At 75.0% G+C, this 20359-nt stretch carries 16 protein-coding genes; 7 read left to right on the plus strand and 9 right to left on the minus strand.

Annotated elements, in window-relative coordinates:
* The 4 genes from BN3788_RS00100 to BN3788_RS00115 form a co-directional block, all read right to left on the minus strand.
* Positions 1-799, minus strand: a 799-nt coding sequence (locus BN3788_RS00100; protein ID WP_066581518.1) for a DeoR/GlpR family DNA-binding transcription regulator, incomplete at its 3' end; no start/stop codon positions are given.
* Between the two features lie 58 nt (positions 800-857).
* Positions 858-2027, minus strand: a complete 1170-nt coding sequence (locus BN3788_RS00105; protein ID WP_066581521.1) for an Mrp/NBP35 family ATP-binding protein — start codon at positions 2025-2027, stop codon at positions 858-860.
* Between the two features lie 49 nt (positions 2028-2076).
* Positions 2077-2649: a DUF1003 domain-containing protein gene (locus BN3788_RS00110; protein ID WP_082812455.1), complete on the minus strand. Its 573-nt coding sequence runs from the start codon at positions 2647-2649 to the stop codon at positions 2077-2079.
* Positions 2642-3952, minus strand: a complete 1311-nt coding sequence (locus BN3788_RS00115; protein ID WP_066581524.1) for a magnesium transporter MgtE N-terminal domain-containing protein — start codon at positions 3950-3952, stop codon at positions 2642-2644. The genes BN3788_RS00110 and BN3788_RS00115 overlap by 8 nt, the downstream gene beginning before the upstream one ends.
* A 143-nt stretch (positions 3953-4095) precedes the next feature.
* Between BN3788_RS00115 and BN3788_RS00120 the strand changes: the two genes are divergently transcribed.
* Entirely contained in the window at positions 4096-4755 is a 660-nt protein-coding gene (locus BN3788_RS00120) for a general stress protein (RefSeq protein ID WP_066581529.1), read from the plus strand.
* Between the two features lie 37 nt (positions 4756-4792).
* Here the strand turns inward: BN3788_RS00120 and BN3788_RS00125 are convergent, their stop codons facing one another.
* Positions 4793-6325 (minus strand): aminopeptidase P family protein, encoded by a 1533-nt coding sequence (locus BN3788_RS00125; RefSeq protein ID WP_066581532.1) that lies wholly within the window; start codon positions 6323-6325, stop codon positions 4793-4795.
* 74 nt (positions 6326-6399) lie between these two features.
* Between BN3788_RS00125 and BN3788_RS00130 the strand changes: the two genes are divergently transcribed.
* Both BN3788_RS00130 and BN3788_RS00135 read left to right on the plus strand, forming a co-directional pair.
* Positions 6400-7242, plus strand: a complete 843-nt coding sequence (locus BN3788_RS00130; protein ID WP_066581534.1) for a PHP domain-containing protein — start codon at positions 6400-6402, stop codon at positions 7240-7242.
* Positions 7243-7298: 56 nt separating this feature from the next.
* Entirely contained in the window at positions 7299-7862 is a 564-nt protein-coding gene (locus BN3788_RS00135) for a MarC family protein (RefSeq protein ID WP_390619501.1), read from the plus strand.
* 103 nt (positions 7863-7965) lie between these two features.
* Here BN3788_RS00135 and BN3788_RS00140 read toward each other — a convergent pair whose 3' ends face one another.
* Positions 7966-9690 (minus strand): DEAD/DEAH box helicase, encoded by a 1725-nt coding sequence (locus BN3788_RS00140; RefSeq protein WP_066581540.1) that lies wholly within the window; start codon positions 9688-9690, stop codon positions 7966-7968.
* A gap of 222 nt (positions 9691-9912) precedes the next feature.
* On the opposite strand from BN3788_RS00140, the gene BN3788_RS00145 reads away from it, so the two are divergent.
* Positions 9913-10590, plus strand: a complete 678-nt coding sequence (locus BN3788_RS00145; RefSeq protein WP_066581545.1) for a ferritin-like fold-containing protein — start codon at positions 9913-9915, stop codon at positions 10588-10590.
* Positions 10591-10666: 76 nt separating this feature from the next.
* Here BN3788_RS00145 and BN3788_RS00150 read toward each other — a convergent pair whose 3' ends face one another.
* Positions 10667-10891, minus strand: coding sequence for a DUF3107 domain-containing protein (locus BN3788_RS00150; RefSeq protein ID WP_066581548.1), 225 nt, complete (start codon positions 10889-10891; stop codon positions 10667-10669).
* Positions 10892-10943: 52 nt separating this feature from the next.
* The gene (locus BN3788_RS00155) at positions 10944-11630 is read right to left on the minus strand and encodes a TetR/AcrR family transcriptional regulator (protein ID WP_234346398.1); all 687 of its coding nucleotides are present in this window, start codon (positions 11628-11630) and stop codon (positions 10944-10946) included.
* A 48-nt stretch (positions 11631-11678) separates the two neighbouring features.
* Here BN3788_RS00155 and BN3788_RS00160 point away from each other — a divergent pair, with 48 nt between their 5' ends.
* The 3 genes from BN3788_RS00160 to BN3788_RS00170 are packed head-to-tail and all read left to right on the plus strand — an operon-like array spanning position 11679 to position 19343.
* The gene (locus BN3788_RS00160; protein WP_066581554.1) at positions 11679-12620 is read left to right on the plus strand and encodes a DUF3152 domain-containing protein; all 942 of its coding nucleotides are present in this window, start codon (positions 11679-11681) and stop codon (positions 12618-12620) included.
* Between the two features lie 55 nt (positions 12621-12675).
* Positions 12676-15912, plus strand: a complete 3237-nt coding sequence (locus BN3788_RS00165; protein WP_315969728.1) for an ATP-dependent helicase — start codon at positions 12676-12678, stop codon at positions 15910-15912.
* On the plus strand, positions 15909-19343 hold the full coding sequence (locus BN3788_RS00170; protein ID WP_082812443.1) for an ATP-dependent DNA helicase: 3435 nt from the start codon (positions 15909-15911) through the stop codon (positions 19341-19343). Before BN3788_RS00165 ends, BN3788_RS00170 begins: the two co-directional genes overlap by 4 nt.
* Here BN3788_RS00170 and BN3788_RS00175 read toward each other — a convergent pair.
* Positions 19336-20274, minus strand: a complete 939-nt coding sequence (locus BN3788_RS00175) for a phosphotransferase (protein ID WP_066581557.1) — start codon at positions 20272-20274, stop codon at positions 19336-19338. The two genes, BN3788_RS00170 and BN3788_RS00175, sit on opposite strands and share 8 nt — an antisense overlap.
* Between the last annotated feature and the right edge of the window lie 85 nt (positions 20275-20359).

Genomic DNA, 20359 nt, shown 5'->3' on the forward strand with positions numbered 1-20359 from the left:
CGCGTGGGTGGTCGTCGGGGGCCAGCAGGAGGCGCCCGACTCGCGAGGCCAGGGCGCGGCGGGCGTCGTCGGGCAGGCCGGAGTCGGTGACCAGGACGTCGACCTCGTCGAGGGCGGCGATCCGGGCCAGGCCCACCACGCCCCACTTGGTGTGGTCGGCGAGCACCGTGAGCTGCGTCGCGCAGGCGAGCAGGGCCTGGTTGGTGGCGGCCTCGAGCAGATTGGGGGTGGTGAGTCCGTCCTCGTCGAGGCCATGCACCCCGAGGTAGGCGGTGTCCACCCGCAGCCGGGACAGCGAGGTGTCGGCCACGGGGCCGACGAGCGCGTCGGACGGCGTGCGCACGCCACCCGTGAGGATCACGTCGAGCCCGGCCGGCGAGGTCGCGGAGTGCAGGGCCTCCGCGACGGGCAGCGAGTTGGTGACGACGGTGAGGGGCCGCAGAGCGGTGGCGGCGGCGATCTCCCGGGCCAGCAGGTGCGTGGTGGTGCCCGCGGACAGCGCCACCGACTGCCCTGGCTCGATCAGGCTCGCGGCGAGCCGGGCGACGGCGGCCTTCTCGGCTGCCGCCCAGCCGCGCTTCGCCTCGAAGCCGGGCTCGTCGGCGGAGCGGTGCCGGGCCTCGACGCCGACGGCGCCGCCGTGCACCCGCCGGACCAGCCCGGCGTGGGCTAGCTCGGCGATGTCACGGCGGACCGTCATGTCGGAGACGCCGAGCTCGTCGACGAGGTCGGCCACGCGCACGGCGCCGTGCGCGTGGACCGCTGCCAGGATGCGCTCCTGGCGAAGGGAGGCCAGCATCCGCACAGTATTCACCATTTCCGAACAACAACCAACAACCGGTTGCTGTTCGGCGACGTCAGCGCCCCGCGGGGGTCAAACCGAGAGAGCGGCCCGCGAGGCCACGCGACCGCGAGGCCAGCGTCCGCGCCACCCCGCGCAGCGCCACGGCCGCGGGGGAGTCGGGGTGGGCCAGGACGACGGGCGTGCCGGAGTCCCCGTCCTCGCGCAGCGTCACGTCCAGCGGCACCTGGCCCAGCAGCGGGACCTCGGCGCCATTCGTCCGGGTGAGGTTCTCCGCCACGCGGGCGCCGCCACCGGCGCCGAACAGCTCGAGCCGGGAGCCGTCCGGCTGCTCGAGCCAGGACATGTTCTCCACGACGCCCACCACGTTCTGGCGGGTCTGCTGCGCCACCGAGCCCGCGCGCTCCGCGACCTCGGCCGCCGCGACCTGCGGGGTCGTCACCACCACGACCTCCGAGGAGGGCAGCAGCTGCGCCACCGAGATCGCGATGTCGCCCGTGCCGGGCGGCAGGTCGAGCAGCAGCACGTCCAGGTCGCCCCAGAACACGTCGGCGAGGAACTGCTGCAGCGCGCGGTGCAGCATCGGGCCGCGCCACCCCCCCGGCTGCCCCGCCGGCACGAACATGCCGATCGAGACGACCTTCACGTCGAAGGCCACTGGCGGCATCAGCATGTCGTCGACCTTCGTCGGCGGCTGCGTCACGCCCAGCAGGCGGGGGATCGAGAAGCCGTAGATGTCTGCGTCGATCACGCCGACCCGCAGCCCGTCGGCGGCCATCGCCACCGCCAGGTTGGCGGTCACGGAGGACTTGCCGACACCGCCCTTGCCCGACGCGATGGCGTACACCTTGGTCAGCGAGTTGGGCTGCGCGAACGGGATCACAGGCTCGGCCGAGTCGCCGCGCAGCAGAGTGCGCAGCGCCGTGCGCTGCTCGGCGGACATGACGCCCATGTCGACCCGCACGTCGGTGACGCCCTCGACGGTGCGCGCCGCCGCCGTGACATCGGTGGTCAGCGTCGCCTTCAGCGGGCAGCCCGCAGTCGTCAGGTCGATGCCCACCACCACGAGCGGTCCGCCGTCGGTCGCGGCGCCAGGCGTCACGTCGACCGAGCGGACCATCCCGAGCTCGGTGATCGGCTTGCGGATCTCGGGGTCGAGGACCCCGACGAGGGCGCCCCGCACGGCTTCGGCGAGGACGGCAGGATCAAGGGAGGACGACGACATGGACCCATGGTAGGTCGGACCCGCGCAAGGCCCGATGGGCCCAAGGTCGCTACGCCCCGCCGTCCCGCCGTGCGTCGCCCGAGTCGTCCTGAGTCGGGGCCGGTCGGGCGTCGATCGGCACGGCCTCCCGCTCGGCACGCTCCGCCTCCCGTTCGGCGGCCAGCTCCTCGAGCAGGTTCCGCAGCTCGGAGCGCACGAAGTCGCGGGTCGCGACCTCGTTCAGGGCGATGCGCAGCGCCGCCATCTCCCGCGCCAGGTACTCCGTGTCGGCGAGGTTCCGCTCCGCGCGCTGCCGGTCCTGCTCCAACGTCACGCGGTCGCGGTCCGTCTGCCGGTTCTGGGCCAGCAGGATCAGCGGCGCCGCGTAGGACGCCTGCAGGGACAACATCAGCGTCAGCGCGGTGAACCCGAGCGCGGCCTTGTCGAACTGCACGCTCGTGGGCGCCCAGGTGTTCCACGCGATCCACGCCAGGCAGAACAAGGACAGCCACACGAGGAAGCGCGGCGTGCCCATGAAGCGGGCGATCCCCTCGGAGACCTTGCCGAACGCGTCCTGGTCGAGCCGGACCTTGGGCAGCAGGCTGCGACGGGCGACCTTCGGGGTGTCGAGCCGGTCAGCCACGACGCCCCACATCCCGTGCCGAGGGCGCCCGCGTCCCGGTCGGCGGCGTCGAGACATGCTCGTCGTCGGTCTCGCGCCAGTCCTCGGGCAGCAGGTGGTCCAGCACGTCGTCGACGCTCACCGCGCCGAGCAGGCGCCGCTCGGAGTCCACCACGGGCAGGGCGAGCAGGTTGTACGTCGCGAGCAGGCGCGTGACGTGCAGCAGCGGCGCGTCGGCGGACACGGCCTCGATGTCGGTGTCCACGAGCGCGCCGATGGCCTCGTGTGGGGGGTCCCGCAGCATGCGCTGCAGGTGCACCACGCCGATGAACCGCCCCGTGGGGGTCTCGAGCGGTGGCCGCACCACGAAGACCATCGAGGCGAGCGCGGGCGCCAGGTCCTGGCGGCGCACATGCGCGAGCGCGGCGGCGACGGGCGTCTCCGGGCCGAGGATCACCGGCTCGGTGGTCATCATGCCGCCTGCGGTGTTCTCCTCGTAGGCGAGCAGGCGCCGCACGTCGCGGGCCTCCTCGGGCTCCATCAGCGCGAGCAGCTCGGCCTGCTGCGCGTCGGGCAGGCCGCCCAGCAGGTCGGCGGCGTCGTCGGGCTGCATCGCCTCGAGCACGTCAGCGGCGCGGGTGCGCTCCAATCCGGACAGGATCGCGACCTGGTCGTCCTCGGGCAGCTCCTCGAGCACGTCGGCCAGGCGCTCGTTGTCCAGCGCGGAGGCGACCTCCATCCGACGCGTCGTCGCCAGGTCGTGCAGCACGTCGGCGAGGTCGGCGGGCTTGAGGTCGTCGTACCGGGCCAGCATCAGCGCGGCGCCCTGCGCCACATCGGCGGCGGACAGGCCGGTCACCGCGTCGACGGGCACCAGCACCGTCTCGCCGCGGCGCCGCAGCAGGCCCGTCGTGGGGGAGGAGCGGCGCACGAAGAGCTGCGTCACCCGCCAGTCGCCATCCCGCTGCCGCTCCATCGCGACGTCCTCGATGGTGCCCGTGCCGGACCCGTCCACGAACGTCACCGTGCGGTCCAGCAGCTCGCCGACCACCAGCGTCTCGGAGGGGCGCTGCTCGAAGCGCCGCATGTTCACCAGCCCGGTGGAGATCACCTGGCCGGGGTCGATGGCGGTGACACGGGTCAGCGGCAGGAACACACGACGCCGGCCCGGCACCTCGACGACGAGGCCCACCGCGCGCGGGGCGCCCTTCTCCCGGACGAGCGCGACGACATCGCGCACTCGACCGACCTGGTCACCGAGGGGGTCGAAGACGGTGGTGCCGGCGAGGCGCGCGATGAAGACCCGGGTCCCTGCGCTGCTCACGCAGGTCAGGATAGACGCTGGGCCCTGGTGGCCGCCCGACACGCGGCGCTGGCGGAAGGGCAGTCCTCCTGGCGTCCGCGCTGATCCGGGCGCCGGGCGCGCTGATCCTGGCGTGCCGGGGCGCCGTGGGGGAGGATCGGAGTATGTCGTTCACCCGTCAGACCCGTGTGCCCCAGGCTCCCACCCTGCCGCAGGGCGAGCTGGTCGCGTCCTACGGCGCCTACCTCGAGGCCCAGCGCGCCGTGGACCACCTGGCCGACAAGCAGTTCCCCGTGCAGCACGTGACGATCGTGGGCACGGACCTGCGGATGGTGGAGCGGGTCACCGGCCGGCTGTCCTACCCGCGCGTGGCCCTCGCCGGCCTCGCGTCCGGCATGTGGTTCGGGCTGTTCGTCGGCCTGCTGCTCACCTGGTTCTCGTCCGGGTCCGGATCGACCCCGCCGCTGCTCGCCGCGATCCTCATCGGCGCGGCGTTCGGCGTGCTGTTCTCCGTCATCACCTATGCGTTCACCGGGGGGAAGCGGGACTTCACGTCGTCCTCGCAGATCGTGGCCGCGCAGTACGCCGTGCTGTGCGCCGCCCAGCACGCGCACAAGGCGCGCGCCCTCCTGCACGAGATCGGCGGCGTGCAGTCCGGCTGGCCGGCCCGGCCGGCGCCCGCGAGCCCGGCCCAGCCGCCGTCCGACCCATCGGCCGCCTATCCCACGCCGCCGGCCCCGCAGCCGCCCAGCGGGTCGCCCACCACGCCGCCGGTGCAGCCGCCGACGGCGCCGCCCACGAACCCGCAGCAGCCGTCGGCCTGACGCCCGCCCTCAGGCCCTGAGGGCGGAGCGCCCGCCCTCAGGCGGAGCGACCCGAGAGCCGCGCCATCCACGCCTCGACCTCGTCGGGGTCGCGCGGCAGCGCAGCCGAGAGGTTCTCGTTCCCGTCGGCGGTGACCAGCACGTCGTCCTCGATGCGCACCCCGATGCCGCGGTACTCCTCGGGGACCAGCAGGTCGTCGCTCTTGAAGTACAGCCCGGGCTCGATGGTGAAGACCATGCCGGGCTCGATCGTCGCGTCGAGGTACAGCTCACGGCGGGCCAGTGCGCAGTCGTGCACGTCGAGACCCAGGTGGTGGCTGGTGCCGTGGACCATCCAGCGGCGGTGCTGCTGCCCCTCGGGGGACAGCGACTCCTCGACGGAGACGGGCAGCAGGCCCCACTCGCCGAGCCGTGCGGCGATGACCTCCATCGCGGCGGCGTGGACGTCGCGGAACTTGGCGCCCGGCACGGCGACGGCGAACGCGGCGTCGGCGGCGTCGAGCACCGCCTGGTACACGCGGCGCTGCACCTCGGTGAAGACGCCGTCCACGGGCAGCGTGCGGGTGATGTCGGCGGTGTAGAGCGAGTCGACCTCCACACCCGCGTCGATCAGCACGAGCTCGCCGGGGCGCACCTGGCCGTCGTTGTCGGTCCAGTGCAGCGTCGTGGCGTGGTCGCCGGCGGCGGCGATGGTCTCGTAGCCGACGTAGTTGCCCTCCAGGCGGGCGGGCCCGAGGAACGTGCCCTCGATGACGCGCTCGCCGCGCCGGTGCGCCACCGCGGCGGGCAGCTCGGCGACGATCTTCTCGAAGCCGGCGATGGTGGGCGCCACGGCCTCGCGCATCTGCTCGACCTCGTGGGAGTCCTTGACCAGCCGCAGCTCGGAGAGCGCCTCGGCCAGGCGCGCGTCGGACTCGCCCGCGTCCTCCGCGGCGCGGATCTCCTCGACCACCGCGTCGACGGCCTCGTCGACGCCGGAGACGACGACGAGCTGGACGCCCTCGGGCCCGATGTCCTTCGCGAGCGCGTCGCGCAGGCCGTCGAGGTGGGCGGTGCGGATGCCGGTGAGCGTCTCCAGGTCATCGAAGGTGGGCCGCGCGCCGACCCAGAACTCGCCGTAGCGCGCGTCGGAGAAGAACTCCTCGCTGTCGCGGCCGGCTGGCGGGCGCACGTAGAGCACGGCCTGGTGCGTGGCGCCGCCCTCAGCCTCGTCGTCGGGGTGCAGCACGAGCACCGCGTCGGGCTCCTGCTCCACCCCGAGGCCCGTCAGGTGCGCGAACGCCGAGTGCGGGCGGAAGCGGTAGTCGGTGTCGTTCGACCGGACCTTGAAGGCCCCCGCGGGGATGACGAGGCGCTGGCCGGGGAACTGCGCGCCCAGGCGCTCACGGCGCGCAGCCGTGTGCGGCGCCGCGGGGCCGGGCTCGGTGGACACGCCGGGTCGGGGGCCCCACCCGGAGGCCATGAACTCCTTGAACGCCGCCGAGGAGGGGCGCTGGGAACGGTTCTCGCCGCGGCTCTCCAGTGGCTGGTCGCTCGACGGCACGGTCTCGGGGGTCACGTCCTCGCTCATGGTCCCATCCTCCCACCAGTGCGCGGCAGGACGGTCGGCAGGGCGGGCCGAGCGCGGGCAACTAAAGTTGTGCGGTGCGCATCGATCTGCATACCCACTCCACGGCCTCGGACGGTACCGAGAGCCCGTCCGACGTCATTGCCGCAGCCACCAGCGCAGGCCTTGACGTCGTCGCCCTCACCGACCACGACACGACCTCCGGCTGGGACGAGGCGGCAGCCGCCGCCCACCAGCACGGCATCGCCCTGGTGCGCGGCGCCGAGATCTCGGCGCGCTCCCACGGGACGAGCGTCCACCTGCTGTCCTACCTGCACGACCCCACCCACCCCGACCTGATGGCCGAGATCGGGCAGACTCGATCGGCCCGGCTCAGCCGCGCCCAGCAGATGGTCGAGCTGCTCGCCGAGGACTACCCGCTGACCTGGGAGCACGTCGTCGCCCAGTCCGGCCCCGACACCGTCGTGGGCCGCCCGCACATCGCCGACGCACTCGTGGCGCTCGGCGTGGTGCCGAGCCGTGACGCCGCCTTCGCCGACCTGCTCACCGCGGACAGCCGCTACTACGTCCCGCACCACGCGCCCGACGCGGTGGTGGCGGTGCGCGCGATCCGCGCGGCGGGCGGCGTGCCCGTCTTCGCCCACCCCGGCGCCACGGGCCGCGGCCGAATCGTGCCCGACGAGGTGTTCGACGAGCTCGCCGAGGCCGGCCTCGCGGGCATGGAGATCGGCCACCGCGACCACTCGAAGGAGCAGGTCGTCAGACTGCTGGGCATCGCCGCGCGACTGGGCATGCTCGTCACGGGGTCCAGCGACTACCACGGCGCCGGCAAGCTCAACCGGCTCGGGGAGCACCAGACCCCGGCCGCGGTGCTCGACGCCATCGAGGAGCAGGGACACATCGAGGTGGTGCGCCCGTGACCGACTTCTTCGACCCTCGGCTGTTCAGCGAGGTCTTCATCACCCTGTTCGTGATCATGGACCCGCCCGGGGCCGTGCCGATCTTCCTCGCCCTGACCAGCACGCTGACGCGCGCCCAGCGCAACCGCTCGGCACGCCAGGCGGTGCTAGTGGCGCTCGGCGTGATCATCGCCTTCGCGGTGTTCGGCCAGCAGCTCCTGTCCTACATGCACATCTCGCTGCCCGCCCTGCAGGCGTCCGGCGGCCTGCTGCTGCTGCTCGTGGCGATGGAGCTCCTCACCGGGAAGATGGAGGAGCCGCAGCCCTCGGGCGCGAAGGGCGTGAACGCGGCGATCGTGCCGCTCGGCACCCCGCTGCTCGCCGGGCCCGGCGCCATCGTCGCCACGATGGTGTTCGTGCAGGGCAGCGACGGGGACACCGCGGCGTGGACGTCGATCGTCCTCGCGTTGCTCGCCGTGCACGTGTGCCTGTTCCTGGCGATGCGGTTCGCGAACGTCGTGCACCGTGTGCTGGGCGACTCCGGCACGATCCTCATCTCGCGGATCGCGGGCCTGCTGCTCGCGGCCATCGCCGTGCAGCTCGTCGCGGACGCGGTGATCGCCTTCGTGCGGAACGCCTGACCGCACCGACCCCGCGCATGACGAAGGCGAGCCGTCCTGGGACGGCTCGCCTTCGTCATGCGCAAACCCTGTCAGCAGTGCTGACCGTGGGGGAGCGGGCAGGTCACGGCTGTGCGGTGGCCGATCCGGCAGCCGGCGCGCCGCCGTCCTGGCGGCGACGGGTGCGACGGCGCGGGCGGCGAGCGCCGCCCTCTGCCGGGGCGTCGCCCTGCGGCGCGGGCGGGGTCGACCCACCCGACGCGGCGGCGGGAGCCTCGCCGGTGGAGGGCGCGGACTCCGCGGACCCGCCGCTGCGGCGCCGGCGCTGGCGCGAGCGGCCCTCGCCGTCGGCGGGCGCCGCGTCGTCGGAGCGCGGGGCACGCTCGCGGCCCTCGCCACCAGCAGCGCCGCCCGTGCGACCGGATCCGCCGCGACCCGAGCCACGCTCGGGCCGGCCGCGGTCCGCTGCGCCGTCCGCGCGCGCGGGCCGGCCGGTGCGCTTGCCCGTCTCGCCGAGGTCCTCGAGCACCTCGGCGTCGAGCCCGGCACGCGTGCGCGCCGAGCGCGGCAGCCGGCCCTTGGTGCCCTCGGGGATGCCCAGGTCCGTGTAGAGGTGCGGGGAGCTGGAGTACGTCTCCACGGGCTCCGGGATGCCCAGGTCCAGCGCCTTGTTGATCAGGCCCCAGCGCGGCACGTCGTCCCAGTCGACGAACGTCACGGCGGTGCCCTTGTGCCCGGCGCGGCCGGTGCGGCCGGTGCGGTGCAGGTACGTCTTCTCGTCCTCGGGGCACTGGTAGTTGACGACGTGCGTCACGTCGTCCACGTCGATGCCGCGCGCGGCGACGTCGGTGGCGACCAGCACGTCGACCTTGCCGTTGCGGAACGCGCGCAGCGCCTGCTCGCGGGCGCCCTGGCCCAGGTCGCCGTGGATCGCGCCTGCGGCGAAACCGCGCTCGATCAGGTCGTCGGCCACCTTGGCGGCGGTGCGCTTGGTGCGGGCGAAGACGATGGTCAGCCCACGGCCCTCGGCCTGCAGCAGCCGCGCGAGCACCTCGACCTTGTCGAGCGCGTGCGCGCGGTAGACGACCTGCTTGATGTTCTTGACGGTCTGGCCGCCGTCATCCGGGTCGTTCGCGCGGATGTGCGTCGGCTGCGTCATGTAGCGGCGGGCCATCGCGACGACGGCGCCGGGCATGGTCGCGGAGAACAGCATGGTGTGGCGCGAGGCGGGCGTGCGCGACAGGAGCTTCTCGACGTCGGGCAGGAAGCCCAGGTCGAGCATCTCGTCGGCCTCGTCGAGCACGACGCAGCGCACGCGGGACAGGTCGAGGTAGCCCTGGTTGAGCAGGTCGATCATGCGGCCCGGGGTGCCGACGACAACCTCGACGCCGTTCTTCAGGGCGTCGACCTGCGGCTCGTAGGCGCGGCCGCCGTAGAGCTGGACGATGCGCACCGAGCGCTGCGACGACGCGGTCTGCAGGTCGCCGGCCACCTGCACGGCGAGCTCGCGCGTGGGCACCACGACGAGGGCCTGCGGCTTGCCCGGCGCGGGCAGCTCGTCATAGCCCGGCTCGCCGGGCGCCACGACGCGGTGCAGCAGCGGGACGCCGAAGCCCAGCGTCTTGCCGGTGCCCGTCTTGGCCTGGCCGATGATGTCGTGGCCCGACAGCGCGACCGGCAGCGTCATCGCCTGGATCGGGAAGGGGTGGGTGATCCCGGACGCCGCGAGCGCCGCGACGATCTCGGGGCGGACGTCGAAGTCCGCGAAGGACGGGTCGGTGGCCTGCACGCTGGCGTGGCTGGGGTCAGCCGCCGCAGCGCCGGCGATCTCCGGCTCGGTGGTGGTCATATGTGTGACTCTTCACTGCTGGGGTGGCAAGCCGCGCGCTTCCCGAGGCTCGTCGCCGTCGGGAGCGGGCATCGCCACGCGAGTTGGCCGGCAGCCGATCGTGAAGGTTCAGTCGCGCGGGGCGCCAAGGCGCTGCCGGCGCGAGGCGGTCGAGACGACCGGGCAACCGATGTACTGGGCCATCCTATCGGACGCGGCTCGGAGCGGAGATAAGATCCTCCGATGACTCCGACGCTGCGCATGGATGCCGACCAGGTCGAACCCGGCGCGGACACGATCGACCTCCTCGGCCTCGTGGCGCAGTTCGAGCTGCAGTCCTTCGCCCGGCTCGCCGCCGACTCCGCCGCCGCCCCGAGCCTGGAGCAGCGCCTGCAGCTCAGCCGGCTCGCCGCGGCGGCAGTGGAGCGGCGCGACCGGGTGCTGCGCCGGATCGCCGAGCTCGGCGGCGACCCCGTCCAAGCGGTCGCCCAGTTCGACCACGTCCTCGACGACTTCGACACCCGCACCGCGCCGAGCTCATGGTGGGAGCGGCTGCTCACCACGTATGTGGGCTACGGCGTGGCCGACGACTTCTGCCGCATCGCCGCGGCCGGGCTCGACGACCAGTCGCGCCAGCTCGTCCTCGAGCTGCTCGAGGACGCGGAGCACGCGGAGCTGGCCGTCGCCGCGCTGGGCGCCGCCGGCTCCGACGACGCGGTGCTGGTCTCCCGCCTCGCGCTGTGGGGGCGGCGCCTCGTGGGCGAGGCCCTCGGCGTGGTGCAGGCGCTGCTGGTCTCGCGCCCGGGCCTGGTGCGGCTCGTCGACAGCGGCACGGCGGAGGCCGAGTCCTCAGCCCGGCTCTTCGGCGAGCTGACCGCGCAGCACACCCGGCGGATGGCGCGCCTGGGGCTCACCGCCTGATTCCTCGGAGACGCGCGACGGGCGCGGCACGCGGGTGTTCCCACCGGCGTGCCGCGCCCGTCGCGCGCTTGTCAGGTCAGATGGTGCCGAAGCCCACCCGTCCCTTCGCCTCAGAGCCGATCTCCACGTACCCGATCGACGCCGTCGGGATGATGACGCGACGGCCACGGGAGTCGAGCAGCTCCAGCGCCGGCTTGCCAGCGAGGGCCTCCGTGACCAGGGCGGCGACCTCGTCGGCGCTCTGGTCGGACTCGAGCACCAGCTCGCGTGTCTGGTTCTGTACACCGATCGTGATGTCCACTGACAACGTCTCCTCGCAGCTCTGGTCGGTCCGAAGTGTGTGCCCTGGCCGGTCAGGCAGTGGGACCGTTCCCCATCCTAGGTCGGTCGTCGTACTCGAAGTCGCCTCGGATGAGCCCGGCGACCCCGCCCCAGGCGAGCCGCGCGATCAGGTCGGCGGCCTCGGCGGGCCCCGGGCCGTCCGGCGAGCGGTAGCGGTGCGTCGCGGCGACCTGCGTCATGGCGATCATGGACACGGCCAGCATCGCGGCGCTCGACGCCGGCAGCCCCGTCACGTCGACCAGCACCTCGGCGATGCGCCGCGCGGCCTCGGACGTCACCCGCTCCACGTGCTCGCGCACCCCGGCGTCACGCGTGACATCCGACTCGAAGAGCAGGGAGGACGACTCTCCCGCCACCTCCACGAAGTCGACGTAGGCCCGCACGATGTCGGCGACCACCGCGCGGCCCTCACCCGGGCGCACCGGCCCGTTGACCACGGGGGCGACCGCCAGCTCGACGGCGGTGAGCAGGTCCTCGCCGCGCTGGTCGACGACGGCGAGGTACAGGTCGAGCTTGGACGGGAAGTGGCGGTAGAGGACCGGCTTGCTGACCTCGGCGTGGTCGGCGATGTCGTCCATCGAGACGTGGTGGTACCCCTCCGTCGCGAAGAGGCCCTGGGCGATGCGCAGAACCTGGGCGCGGCGGGCGTCGCGGGGCATCCGGGCATTCCGGGGCTTTCCGGCGGTGGCGTCCTTCACCCGTCGATCGTAGCCACGGGCCCTCCTGCGAGGTGCGAGGATGTGCCGATGGCCGCGCGTGAGAAGTCCGGGACGAGCCGGGCACAGACCCGTCGCGCCGCCGCGCGCGCACGCCGCCGCAAGCGCGCGATCTCGTCCAGCGTCGGCGGGGTCGCCCTCCTGCTGGGCGGCTTGGGCGGATGGCTCGGCCCCGGCGGCGGGATGGACGTGCTCCGCCCGCAGCAGGACGCGCCGGTGGTCGCCGCCCGCGACTGGGCCGACGTGGTGCGCGGCGACTCCGCCTCGCGGGGCGGTGAGCGCGCCGACCTGGCCGGGCTGACCGACGAGGTCGCGGCCGAGGTCGCCAACGAGGGGGACGCCCTCCTCGCCGAGGAGCTGCTCGGCGAGGGCGCCGCTGCGCTGCCGGAGCCTGGCTCCGGGCTCGCCGAGACGGACGTCGCCGCCGGCCTGCTCTCGCTCGACGTGCCCCGCTCGGCGGGCGGCACGCTGGTCGTCGTGCCGGGCTCCCAGGCCGCGCCCGGGCCAGGCGAGGTCCGGACCATCCGCATCGAGGTCGAGGCGGGCCTGGATGTCGACCTCGGGCTCTTCGCGCACACCGTGATGAGCACGCTCAACGACCCGCGCGGCTGGGGCGCCGACGGCTCGATCACCTTCGCCCGCACCGATGGCGACGCGGACCTTCGGGTCGTCCTCGCCTCACCGGCCCTCGTCGACACGATGTGCGCCCCGCTCGAGACGGTCGGCAAGGTGTCCTGCGGCATCAAGGGGCACGCCGTCCTCAACTACCTGCGCTGGGTGGACGGCTCGCAAGCCTGGGCCGGCGACAAGGTCGGCTACCGCCAGTACCTCGTGAACCACGAGGTCGGGCACGTGCTGGGGCACCGCCACGAGTACTGCGGCGGCTCCGGGGAGCTCGCCCCGCTCATGCAGCAGCAGACCGGCTCGATGGCGCCGTGCAAGCCCAACCCGTGGCCCGCGCAGGACGTCTAGTCGTGCCGAGCCGCATGCGGCCTTGGATGTCAGCGGCCGGTGATGTGATCGGCGGGTGAACCACCGCCCCGCCTCCACCATGCTGCGGCTCGTGCGGCCGGTGCTGGCCGAGGCCGAGGCGTCGGGCGGCCCCCGGCTCGACGCCGACCAGCAGGCTGTCGTCGACACCGTCGCCGCTGGCCAGGCCCCTGCGCTGCTCGTGCTCGGCGCCCCGGGGACGGGCAAGACCACTGTGGCGGTCGAGGCCGTGGTGGCCGCCATGGCGGCGGGCGGGCTCGCCCCCGAGGACGTGCTGGTGATCGCCGCGAGCCGCCGGGCTGCGGCCGAGCTGCGCGACCGGCTCTCGGCCCGACTGCGCCTCACGTCGGGGCAGGCGATGGTGCGCACTGCCCCCGCCGCCGCGTTCGCGGTGTTGCGCGCACGGGCGGCGCTGCTCGGCGACCCGCCTCCGACCCTGATCTCCGGCCCCGAGCAAGACCTCCTGCTCGCCGAGCTGCTGGCCGGCCACGCCGAGGGGGAGGGCGCCCACCTGGAGTGGCCCGCCGCCGTGCCCGCCGAGGCGCTGGGCCTGCGGGCGTTCCGCGACGAGCTGCGCGACCTGCTGATGCGTGCCGCCGAGCGAGGGCTGACACCCGTCGACCTGGCCGAGCTGGGAGCACGCCACGACCGCCCGGCCTGGGTCGCGGCGGCCGGGCTCTACCAGGAGTACCTCGACGTCACGCTGCTGCGGGCGGGCACGCCGGACATGGGCGCGCGCCACGACCCGGCGGTGGTGGTGGACGAGGCCGCCGAGGCGCTGCTCGCCTGGGATGAGGAGGTCGCCGCCGCCCCGCGCCCGCGCTGGCGCCTGGTCGTCGTGGACGACCACCAGGAGAGCACGGCGGCGACAGCGCGGCTGCTGCGCGTGCTGGCCGACGACGGCGCCCGGCTGCTGCTGCCCGCCGACCCCGACGTCGCCGTCCAGGGCCTCCGTGGCGCGAGCCCGGCGCTGGTCGGCCGGGCGACTGTGGACGGCGACGGCCTGGGCGAGCTCGGGGCGCAGCGACTGGTGCTGGGCACGGTGTGGCGGCACGGCGCCCGGCTGCGGCAGGCAGCCTCCGAGGTGGCGTCGCGGGTGGGGGCGCTCGGCGCCGTCGCGCATCGGCGCGCGGTCGCTGTCGAGGGGGCCGAGGCGGGGACGGCGCGCGGCGCCATCCTGCCGAGCGCCGCCCAGGAGGCGGCGTACGTCGCGCATGCGCTGCGCAGCGCGCACCTCGAGCACGGTGTCCCGTGGGAGCGCATGGCGGTGATCGCGCGGTCAGGCTCCCAGGTCACCGCGCTGCGCCGCGCGCTCGCGGGCGCCGCTGTGCCGGTGGCCGTGCTGGGCAGCGACGTGCCGCTGCGGGAGGAGCCCGCGGTGCGCCCGCTGCTCGAGGCGGTGCGCTGCGTGCTGCCCGCCCCGGACGGGACCGCCGCCCCGCTCGACCCGGAGGTGGCCGCGCGCCTGCTGTGCTCCCCGCTGGGCGGGCTCGACGCGGTGGGGCTGCGCCGGGTCCGTCGCGCGCTGCGCGCCGAGGAGATCGACGGCGGCGGCGGCCGCAGCAGTGACGCGCTGCTCGCCGAGGTGCTCGCCGACCCGGCACACGCCAGCGCCTTGCCCACCACGGTGCGCCGGCCCGTGCTGCGGCTCGCGGAGGTGCTCGCGGCGGGCCGTGCGGCCGCACTCGCGCCGACCGCCGATCCGCAGACCGTGCTGTGGGCGCTGTGGCATGCCACCGGGCTGTCGGAGGCATGGCGCCGGTCCGCGCTCGCGGGCGGCCCCGGGAGCGCGCGCGCCGACCGCGACCTCGATGCCGTCCTCGCGTTGTTCCGGGCCGCTGAGACCTTCGTGGACCGGCTGCCGCAGGCGCCGCCCGGGGCATTCGTCGACTGGGTGCTGTCCCAGGACCTGCCCGCGGACACCATCGCCGCGCGCGCCCACCGCGACGCCGTCGCGGTGCTCACCCCGCCGGGAGCCGCCGGGCGCGAGTGGGATGTGGTGGTCGTCGCCGGCGTGCAGGACGGGGTCTGGCCCGACCTGCGCCTGCGCGACTCGCTGCTCGGCGCGCAGACGCTCGTGGAGATCCTCGCCGGGCGCGAGCCCGACGCCGGTCAGCTCGGCGCCGGCGCCCGCGCCGCGGTGCTCGCCGACGAGCTGCGCTCCTTCGCCGTGTCCGTGTCCCGGGCGCGCCGGGCGCTGCTCGTCACGGCCGTCGCCGACGCGGACACGCAGCCGTCGCCGTTCGTCGAGCTCATCGAGCCGTGTGAGGCCGATGTGGACCCGCGCAAGGTGATGAGCCCGGCGCCGCTCGACCTGCGCGGCCTCGTCGCCCAGCTCCGCTCGCACCTCGAGGCCACCGCGGTGGGCGGCAGGCCGGACGCGGGCGCCGCCGCGCTCCTGGCCCGGCTCGCGCGCGAGGGCGTCGAGGGGGCGGACCCCGCGCAGTGGCACGGCCTGGCCGAGCCGTCGAGCGACGCCGTGCTGTGGGCGGAGGGCGAGAAGGTCCCCGTGTCCCCGTCCAAGGTCGAGACGGCGTCGACCTGCGCGCTGCGCTGGGCGCTCGAGGCGGCGGGCGGGACGGCCGCCGAGAGCTCGGGGCAGTCCCTCGGCACCCTCGTGCACGCCATCGCGCAGACCTACCCGCATGGCTCCCACGACGAGCTGCTCGCCGAGCTCGACCGCCGCTGGCCCGAGCTAGGGCTCGGCGACGGCTGGCCCGCGCTGGTGCAGCGCCGCCGGGCCGAGGGCATGGTGCGCCGCTTGGCGCAGTACGTGCGCTCGGCGGGGGAGCCGCTGCTGGTCGAGGGCAGGTTCGAGCTCGAGCTGGACCGCGCCGTGGTGCGCGGCAGCGTGGACCGGGTCGAGCTCGCATCCGGTGGCGCGTCCCCTGACGATCCGCCGCTCGTGCGGGTGAGCGACCTCAAGACGGGGCGCAGCGCGCCGTCGGTGGCCAAGGCCACGGAGAACGCGCAGCTCGGCGCGTACCAGCTCGCGGTCGACGAGGGAGCCTTCGAGGGGCTGCCGCCCGGGGCCCGCAGTGCCGGCGCGCAGCTCGTCTTCGTCTCCGACGTCGGCAAGGGGCCCACTCTGCGCGTGCAGCCACCGCTCGAGCGCGAGGACGACGGCTCCACCTGGGCGCGCACGCTCATCGAGGACGTCGCCGGGCAGATGGCCGGATCGACGTTCACCGCGTCCCCGAACGACCTGTGCTCGCGGTGCCCCGTGCGTCGCAGCTGCCCCGCGCAGGACGAGGGCGCGCAGGTGGTCGAATGAGCACCGTGCCGCCCGCAGACCCCCGGCTCTCCGCCGCAGCCATCGCCGAGCTGCTCGGCAAGCCCGCCCCCACGGACGAGCAGACGGCCGTCATCGAGGCGCCGCTGCGCCCCTCGCTCGTGGTCGCGGGCGCCGGCTCGGGCAAGACCGAGACGATGGCCGGACGGGTCGTCTGGCTGATCGCCAACGGCGTCGTCGCACCCGAGCAGGTGCTCGGGCTGACCTTCACCCGCAAGGCCGCCGGCGAGCTCGGCGACCGGGTCCGCCACCGGCTGCGCCACCTCGCCCGGGCCGCCGCCCAGGCCGGGCTCACCCTCCCCGGGCTGACTGCCGCGGAGCAGGGCGCCGGGCTGCTCGACCTGGCCCGCCCCACCATCTCGACGTACAACTCCTACGCCGCGTCCCTGGTCACCGACCATGCGATGCGGCTCGGCATCGAGCCCACGTCGCGGCTGCTCGGCGAGGCCGCCCAGTGGCAGCTCGCCTCCGAGGTGGTGGAGTCCTGGACCGGGGACCTCGACACCGAGGCCGCCGTGTCGACAGTGGTGGAGGCCGTGCTCACCCTGTCCGGGGCCCTCGACGAGCACCTGCTGACACCCGCCCAGGCGCAGGCCGGCATCGAGGACATCATCGAGGCGATCCAGCAGACGCCGTCCGGCGAGCCGCCCCGCGCGCACTACGCCGCCGTGCAGACGCTGCTCGGCTCGCTGGGCCAGCGGGTCAGGATCCTCGACCTGGTCGAGGACTACCGCCGCCGCAAGCGCGCCGCCGACGCGCTCGACTTCGGCGACCAGGTGGCGCTGGCCGCGCGCCTGGCCCGCGACGTGCCCGAGGTCGGGGCAGGCGAGCGGGCGCGGTTCGCCGTGGTGCTCCTCGACGAGTACCAGGACACGTCCTACGCCCAGCTCAGCCTGCTGGCGGCGCTGTTCGGCGACGGGCACCCCGTCACGGCCGTCGGCGACCCGCACCAGTCGATCTACGGCTGGCGGGGGGCGAGCGCCGGGGGCCTCGAGCGGTTCCCCGAGACGTTCCCCGTCGTCGAGCGCGCGCCCGGGGCGGCGGACGGCCAGGACGCTGCGGTGACGCGGCGCCGCGCCGACGTGCACCAGCTCTCGACGTCCTGGCGCAACGACACGGCCATCCTCGCGGCCGCGAACCATGTGGCCAGCCCGCTGCGCCAGGCCAGCACCCGTGTGGAGGTCCCGCAGCTCGCCGTCCGCCCCGGCGCCGGGCCCGGCCAGGTGCTGGCACACGTCGCGGCGACGGTCGAGGAGGAGGCGGCCACGGTCGCCCGGTTCCTCGCCCAGCGCTGGCGGCCGGCTGGTCCCGGGAGCACCCGCGTGACCGCAGCGGTGCTGTGCCGCAAGCGCTCGCAGTTCACCGCCCTGCGCCGCGCGCTGCGCGAGGAGGGGCTGCCGGTGGAGGTCGTCGGGCTCGGCGGGCTGCTCTCCGCGCCCGAGGTCGTCGACCTCGTCGCCGCGCTGCAGGCCGCGCACGACCCCTCACGCGGCGACGCCCTCATGCGGCTGCTGACCGGTGCGCGCACCCGGCTCGGCGCCGCTGACCTGCACGCCCTGGCGGCATGGTCCGCCGAGCTCGCCGCGGGCCTCGGGCGCCGCCACCAGTCCGCGAGCGACGAGCAGGCAGTGGTCGAGGGCGACGTGGTGGACGAGCGGAGCATCGTCGACGCGCTCGACCAGCTCCCGCCGCCCGGCTGGCGCAGCCCCTCAGGCCGGTCCCTCACCGACACCGCCCGCGCCCGGCTGGTCGAGCTCGGCCAGCTCCTGCGGGTGCTCCGCGCGCACACCTACCTCTCCCTGCCGGAGCTCGTGGGGGAGGCCGAGCGGCTGCTCGGCCTGGACATCGAGGTCGCCTCGCGGGCGGGGGTGTCCGCAGGCCGGGCGCGCGCTCACCTGGACGCGTTCCGCGACGTCGCGGTCCGGTTCTCCGACAGCGCCGACAGCCCGACCTTGGGCGCGTTCCTCGCCTGGCTCGCCGCCGCGGAGTCGCATGAGCGCGGCCTGGACATGCCGGTGGCCGAGCCCGACCCCGACGCCGTGCAGCTCATCACCATCCACGCCGCCAAGGGGCTGGAGTGGGATGTGGTGGCCGTCGCCGGGATGGTCGACGGCGGCTTGCCCGCGATCCGCACCCAGGGCAAGGACGGCCCCCGCGACTCCGGGTGGCTGACCGGGCTGGGCACGCTGCCCTACCCGTTGCGCGGCGACCGTGCGGACCTGCCGGCGCTGGACTGCGCGGGCGCCGCGGACCCGAAGGACCTCGAGTCGCGCCGGCGCCTGTTCGAGCAGGCCTCCGGGGACCACCAGGTGGCCGAGGAGCGCCGCCTGGCCTACGTGGCCCTCACCCGCGCGCGGTCCGCGCTGCTGCTCACCGGCGCCTGGTGGGGCGAGGCGCAGCGCCCCCGTCCGCCGTCGCTCTTCCTCACCGAGCTCGCCGAGGCGGGCCTGGTCGAGGACGCCCACTGGGCCGCCGAGCCCGAGGCCGGCGCTGCGAGCCCGCGCGAGGTCGGCGACGAGCCGCCGGTGTGGCCCGCGGACCCGTTCACCCGCGGCAGCGCCGACACCGGGTCGCGCCGTGCCGCCGTGGAGTCCGCCGCCGACGCGGTCCGCGCCGCGATGGCGTCCGTGCAGGCCGACTCTGACGCGCGGATCGACGCCGGGCCCCGGTGGGACCGCACCGCCGAACTGCTGCTGCGAGAGCGGGTGCGCACGCAACGGCCGCCCACCGACGTCGAGCTGCCCGCGCACCTGTCCGCGTCCGCCGTGGCGCGCCTGGCCTCCGCCCCGCAGGAGTTCGCGCGCGCGCTGCGCAGGCCAGTGCCGCTCGAGCCATCGCCGCAGGCCCGCCGCGGCACCGCGTTCCACGCGTGGGTGGAAGGCTGGTTCGGCGCGTCGAGCCTGGTCGACCTGGACGACCTCCCGGGCGCCGACGATGACTCCGTGGCCGTGGACGCCGACCAGAAGGCCCTGCGCGAGGCGTTCCTCGCCACCGAATGGGCGCAGCGCACCCCGCTCCAGGTCGAGGTCGACATCGAGACGGTCGTCGCGGGGTACGTGCTCCGCTCCCGGGTGGACGCCGTGTTCCGCGACCCCGAGCGGCCCGACGTGGACGACGCGGTCGTCGTCGTCGACTGGAAGACCGGCGCCCCGCCCACCGATCCGGTCGCGGCGGCCGCACGGGAGCTCCAGCTCGCCGTCTACCGGCTCGCGTGGTCGCGGTGGAAGGGCACGCCGCTCGACCGGGTCAGCGCCGCTTTCGTCTACGTGGGCGCGCGCCGCACGGTGCGCCCCGCGCGCCTGCTCGACGAGGCCGAGATCACGGAGCTGCTCGAGGCCGCCGCCGCGCGCCGCGACGGGGCGGCGGACGTGGCGCCCACCGCAGACGCGGCGGACACCGCAGCCGTCAGTTGACGGCGTCGGCCTCGTCGTCGGCCTGGGTGTGCTCGTCGAGCTCGACGAGCATCTGCACGGCATCGGCGACGACGTCCTCTTGGCCCGACCGCACGCCGTACAGCAGCCAGCGGGCGAGGGCCAGCTCCCCGGCAAGCAGCGCGCGCTCGGCCAGGTGCGGGTCGAGGAGCTCGGTGCGGCGCAGCTGGTAGGCCTCCATGATCGAGTCCACCGCCTCCTGCGGGGCCGCGACGAGCAGCCAGGACAGGTCGTCGGCGGGGTCGGCGACCTTGGCGTCGCTCCAGTCGAGGATCCCGGTCACCGCGCCACCGGCGGTGAGCACGTGATCGGTGGTCAGGTCTCCGTGCACGATCGTCGGCCGGAAGCGCCACAGGGCGACGTCCTCGAGGCGCTCCTCCCACCGCAGCAGCAGCGACGGCGGCACCTTGCCGGTGCGGGCGGCCTCGTCGACCTCCGACTGGCGGCGGCGGCGGTACGCCTCGGCGTCGTACACGGGCAGGCCCGCGTTCTCGACGAGCGAGGTCGGCAACTCGTGCAGGGCCGCGATGGCCCGGCCGAGGGACGCCGCGAGCCCGGGGCCGGGGCCGAGCGTCTCGAGGCGCAGGGGGACGCCCGGCACCTCGGGGTAGACGACGGCCCTGCCACCCTCGGGCAGGTGCGCGAACCCCGTGGTGCGCGGCACGTCGAACGGCAGGCGCTCGGCGTCGACCTCGGCGGCGAGCCCTTCGAGCAGCTCCACCTCGGCCTCGAGGGCCGCCCCGGCGGCGGGGTGCACGGGGGCGCGCACGACCCAGCGTCGCCGGGTCGAGTCGATCACGACGGCGGAGTCGTAGTCGCCGCCCGATCCTGCGGCCCTGCGGGCGTCGAAGGCGTCGAGACCGGGCACGGCGACCGTCGCCAGGGCGGCGAGGGCAAGGGGTGAGCGTGGCACCCGCTCAGCCTAGGCGGCGGCCCGGCCCGGTGCGGGCACGACCACGGGCGTGTCTGGGATGTCCTGAATGTGGTGACTCGGTGGA

Origin of the sequence: Cellulomonas timonensis, assembly GCF_900046455.1 — a bacterium.
GTDB classification, from domain to species: Bacteria; Actinomycetota; Actinomycetes; order Actinomycetales; family Cellulomonadaceae; genus Cellulomonas_A; species Cellulomonas_A timonensis.

Bases quoted from the DNA above. Each gene is read 5' to 3' on its own strand.
- BN3788_RS00105 (WP_066581521.1), bottom strand. From the start codon at position 2,027: ATGTCGTCGTCCTCCCTTGATCCTGCCGTCCTCGCCGAAGCCGTGCGG.
- BN3788_RS00145 (WP_066581545.1), top strand. From the start codon at position 9,913: ATGACTCCGACGCTGCGCATGGATGCCGACCAGGTCGAACCCGGCGCG.
- BN3788_RS00140 (WP_066581540.1), bottom strand. From the start codon at position 9,690: ATGACCACCACCGAGCCGGAGATCGCCGGCGCTGCGGCGGCTGACCCC.
- BN3788_RS00125 (WP_066581532.1), bottom strand. From the start codon at position 6,325: ATGAGCGAGGACGTGACCCCCGAGACCGTGCCGTCGAGCGACCAGCCA.
- BN3788_RS00160 (WP_066581554.1), top strand. From the start codon at position 11,679: ATGGCCGCGCGTGAGAAGTCCGGGACGAGCCGGGCACAGACCCGTCGC.
- BN3788_RS00170 (WP_082812443.1), top strand. From the start codon at position 15,909: ATGAGCACCGTGCCGCCCGCAGACCCCCGGCTCTCCGCCGCAGCCATC.
- BN3788_RS00120 (WP_066581529.1), top strand. From the start codon at position 4,096: ATGTCGTTCACCCGTCAGACCCGTGTGCCCCAGGCTCCCACCCTGCCG.
- BN3788_RS00135 (WP_390619501.1), top strand. From the start codon at position 7,299: ATGGACCCGCCCGGGGCCGTGCCGATCTTCCTCGCCCTGACCAGCACG.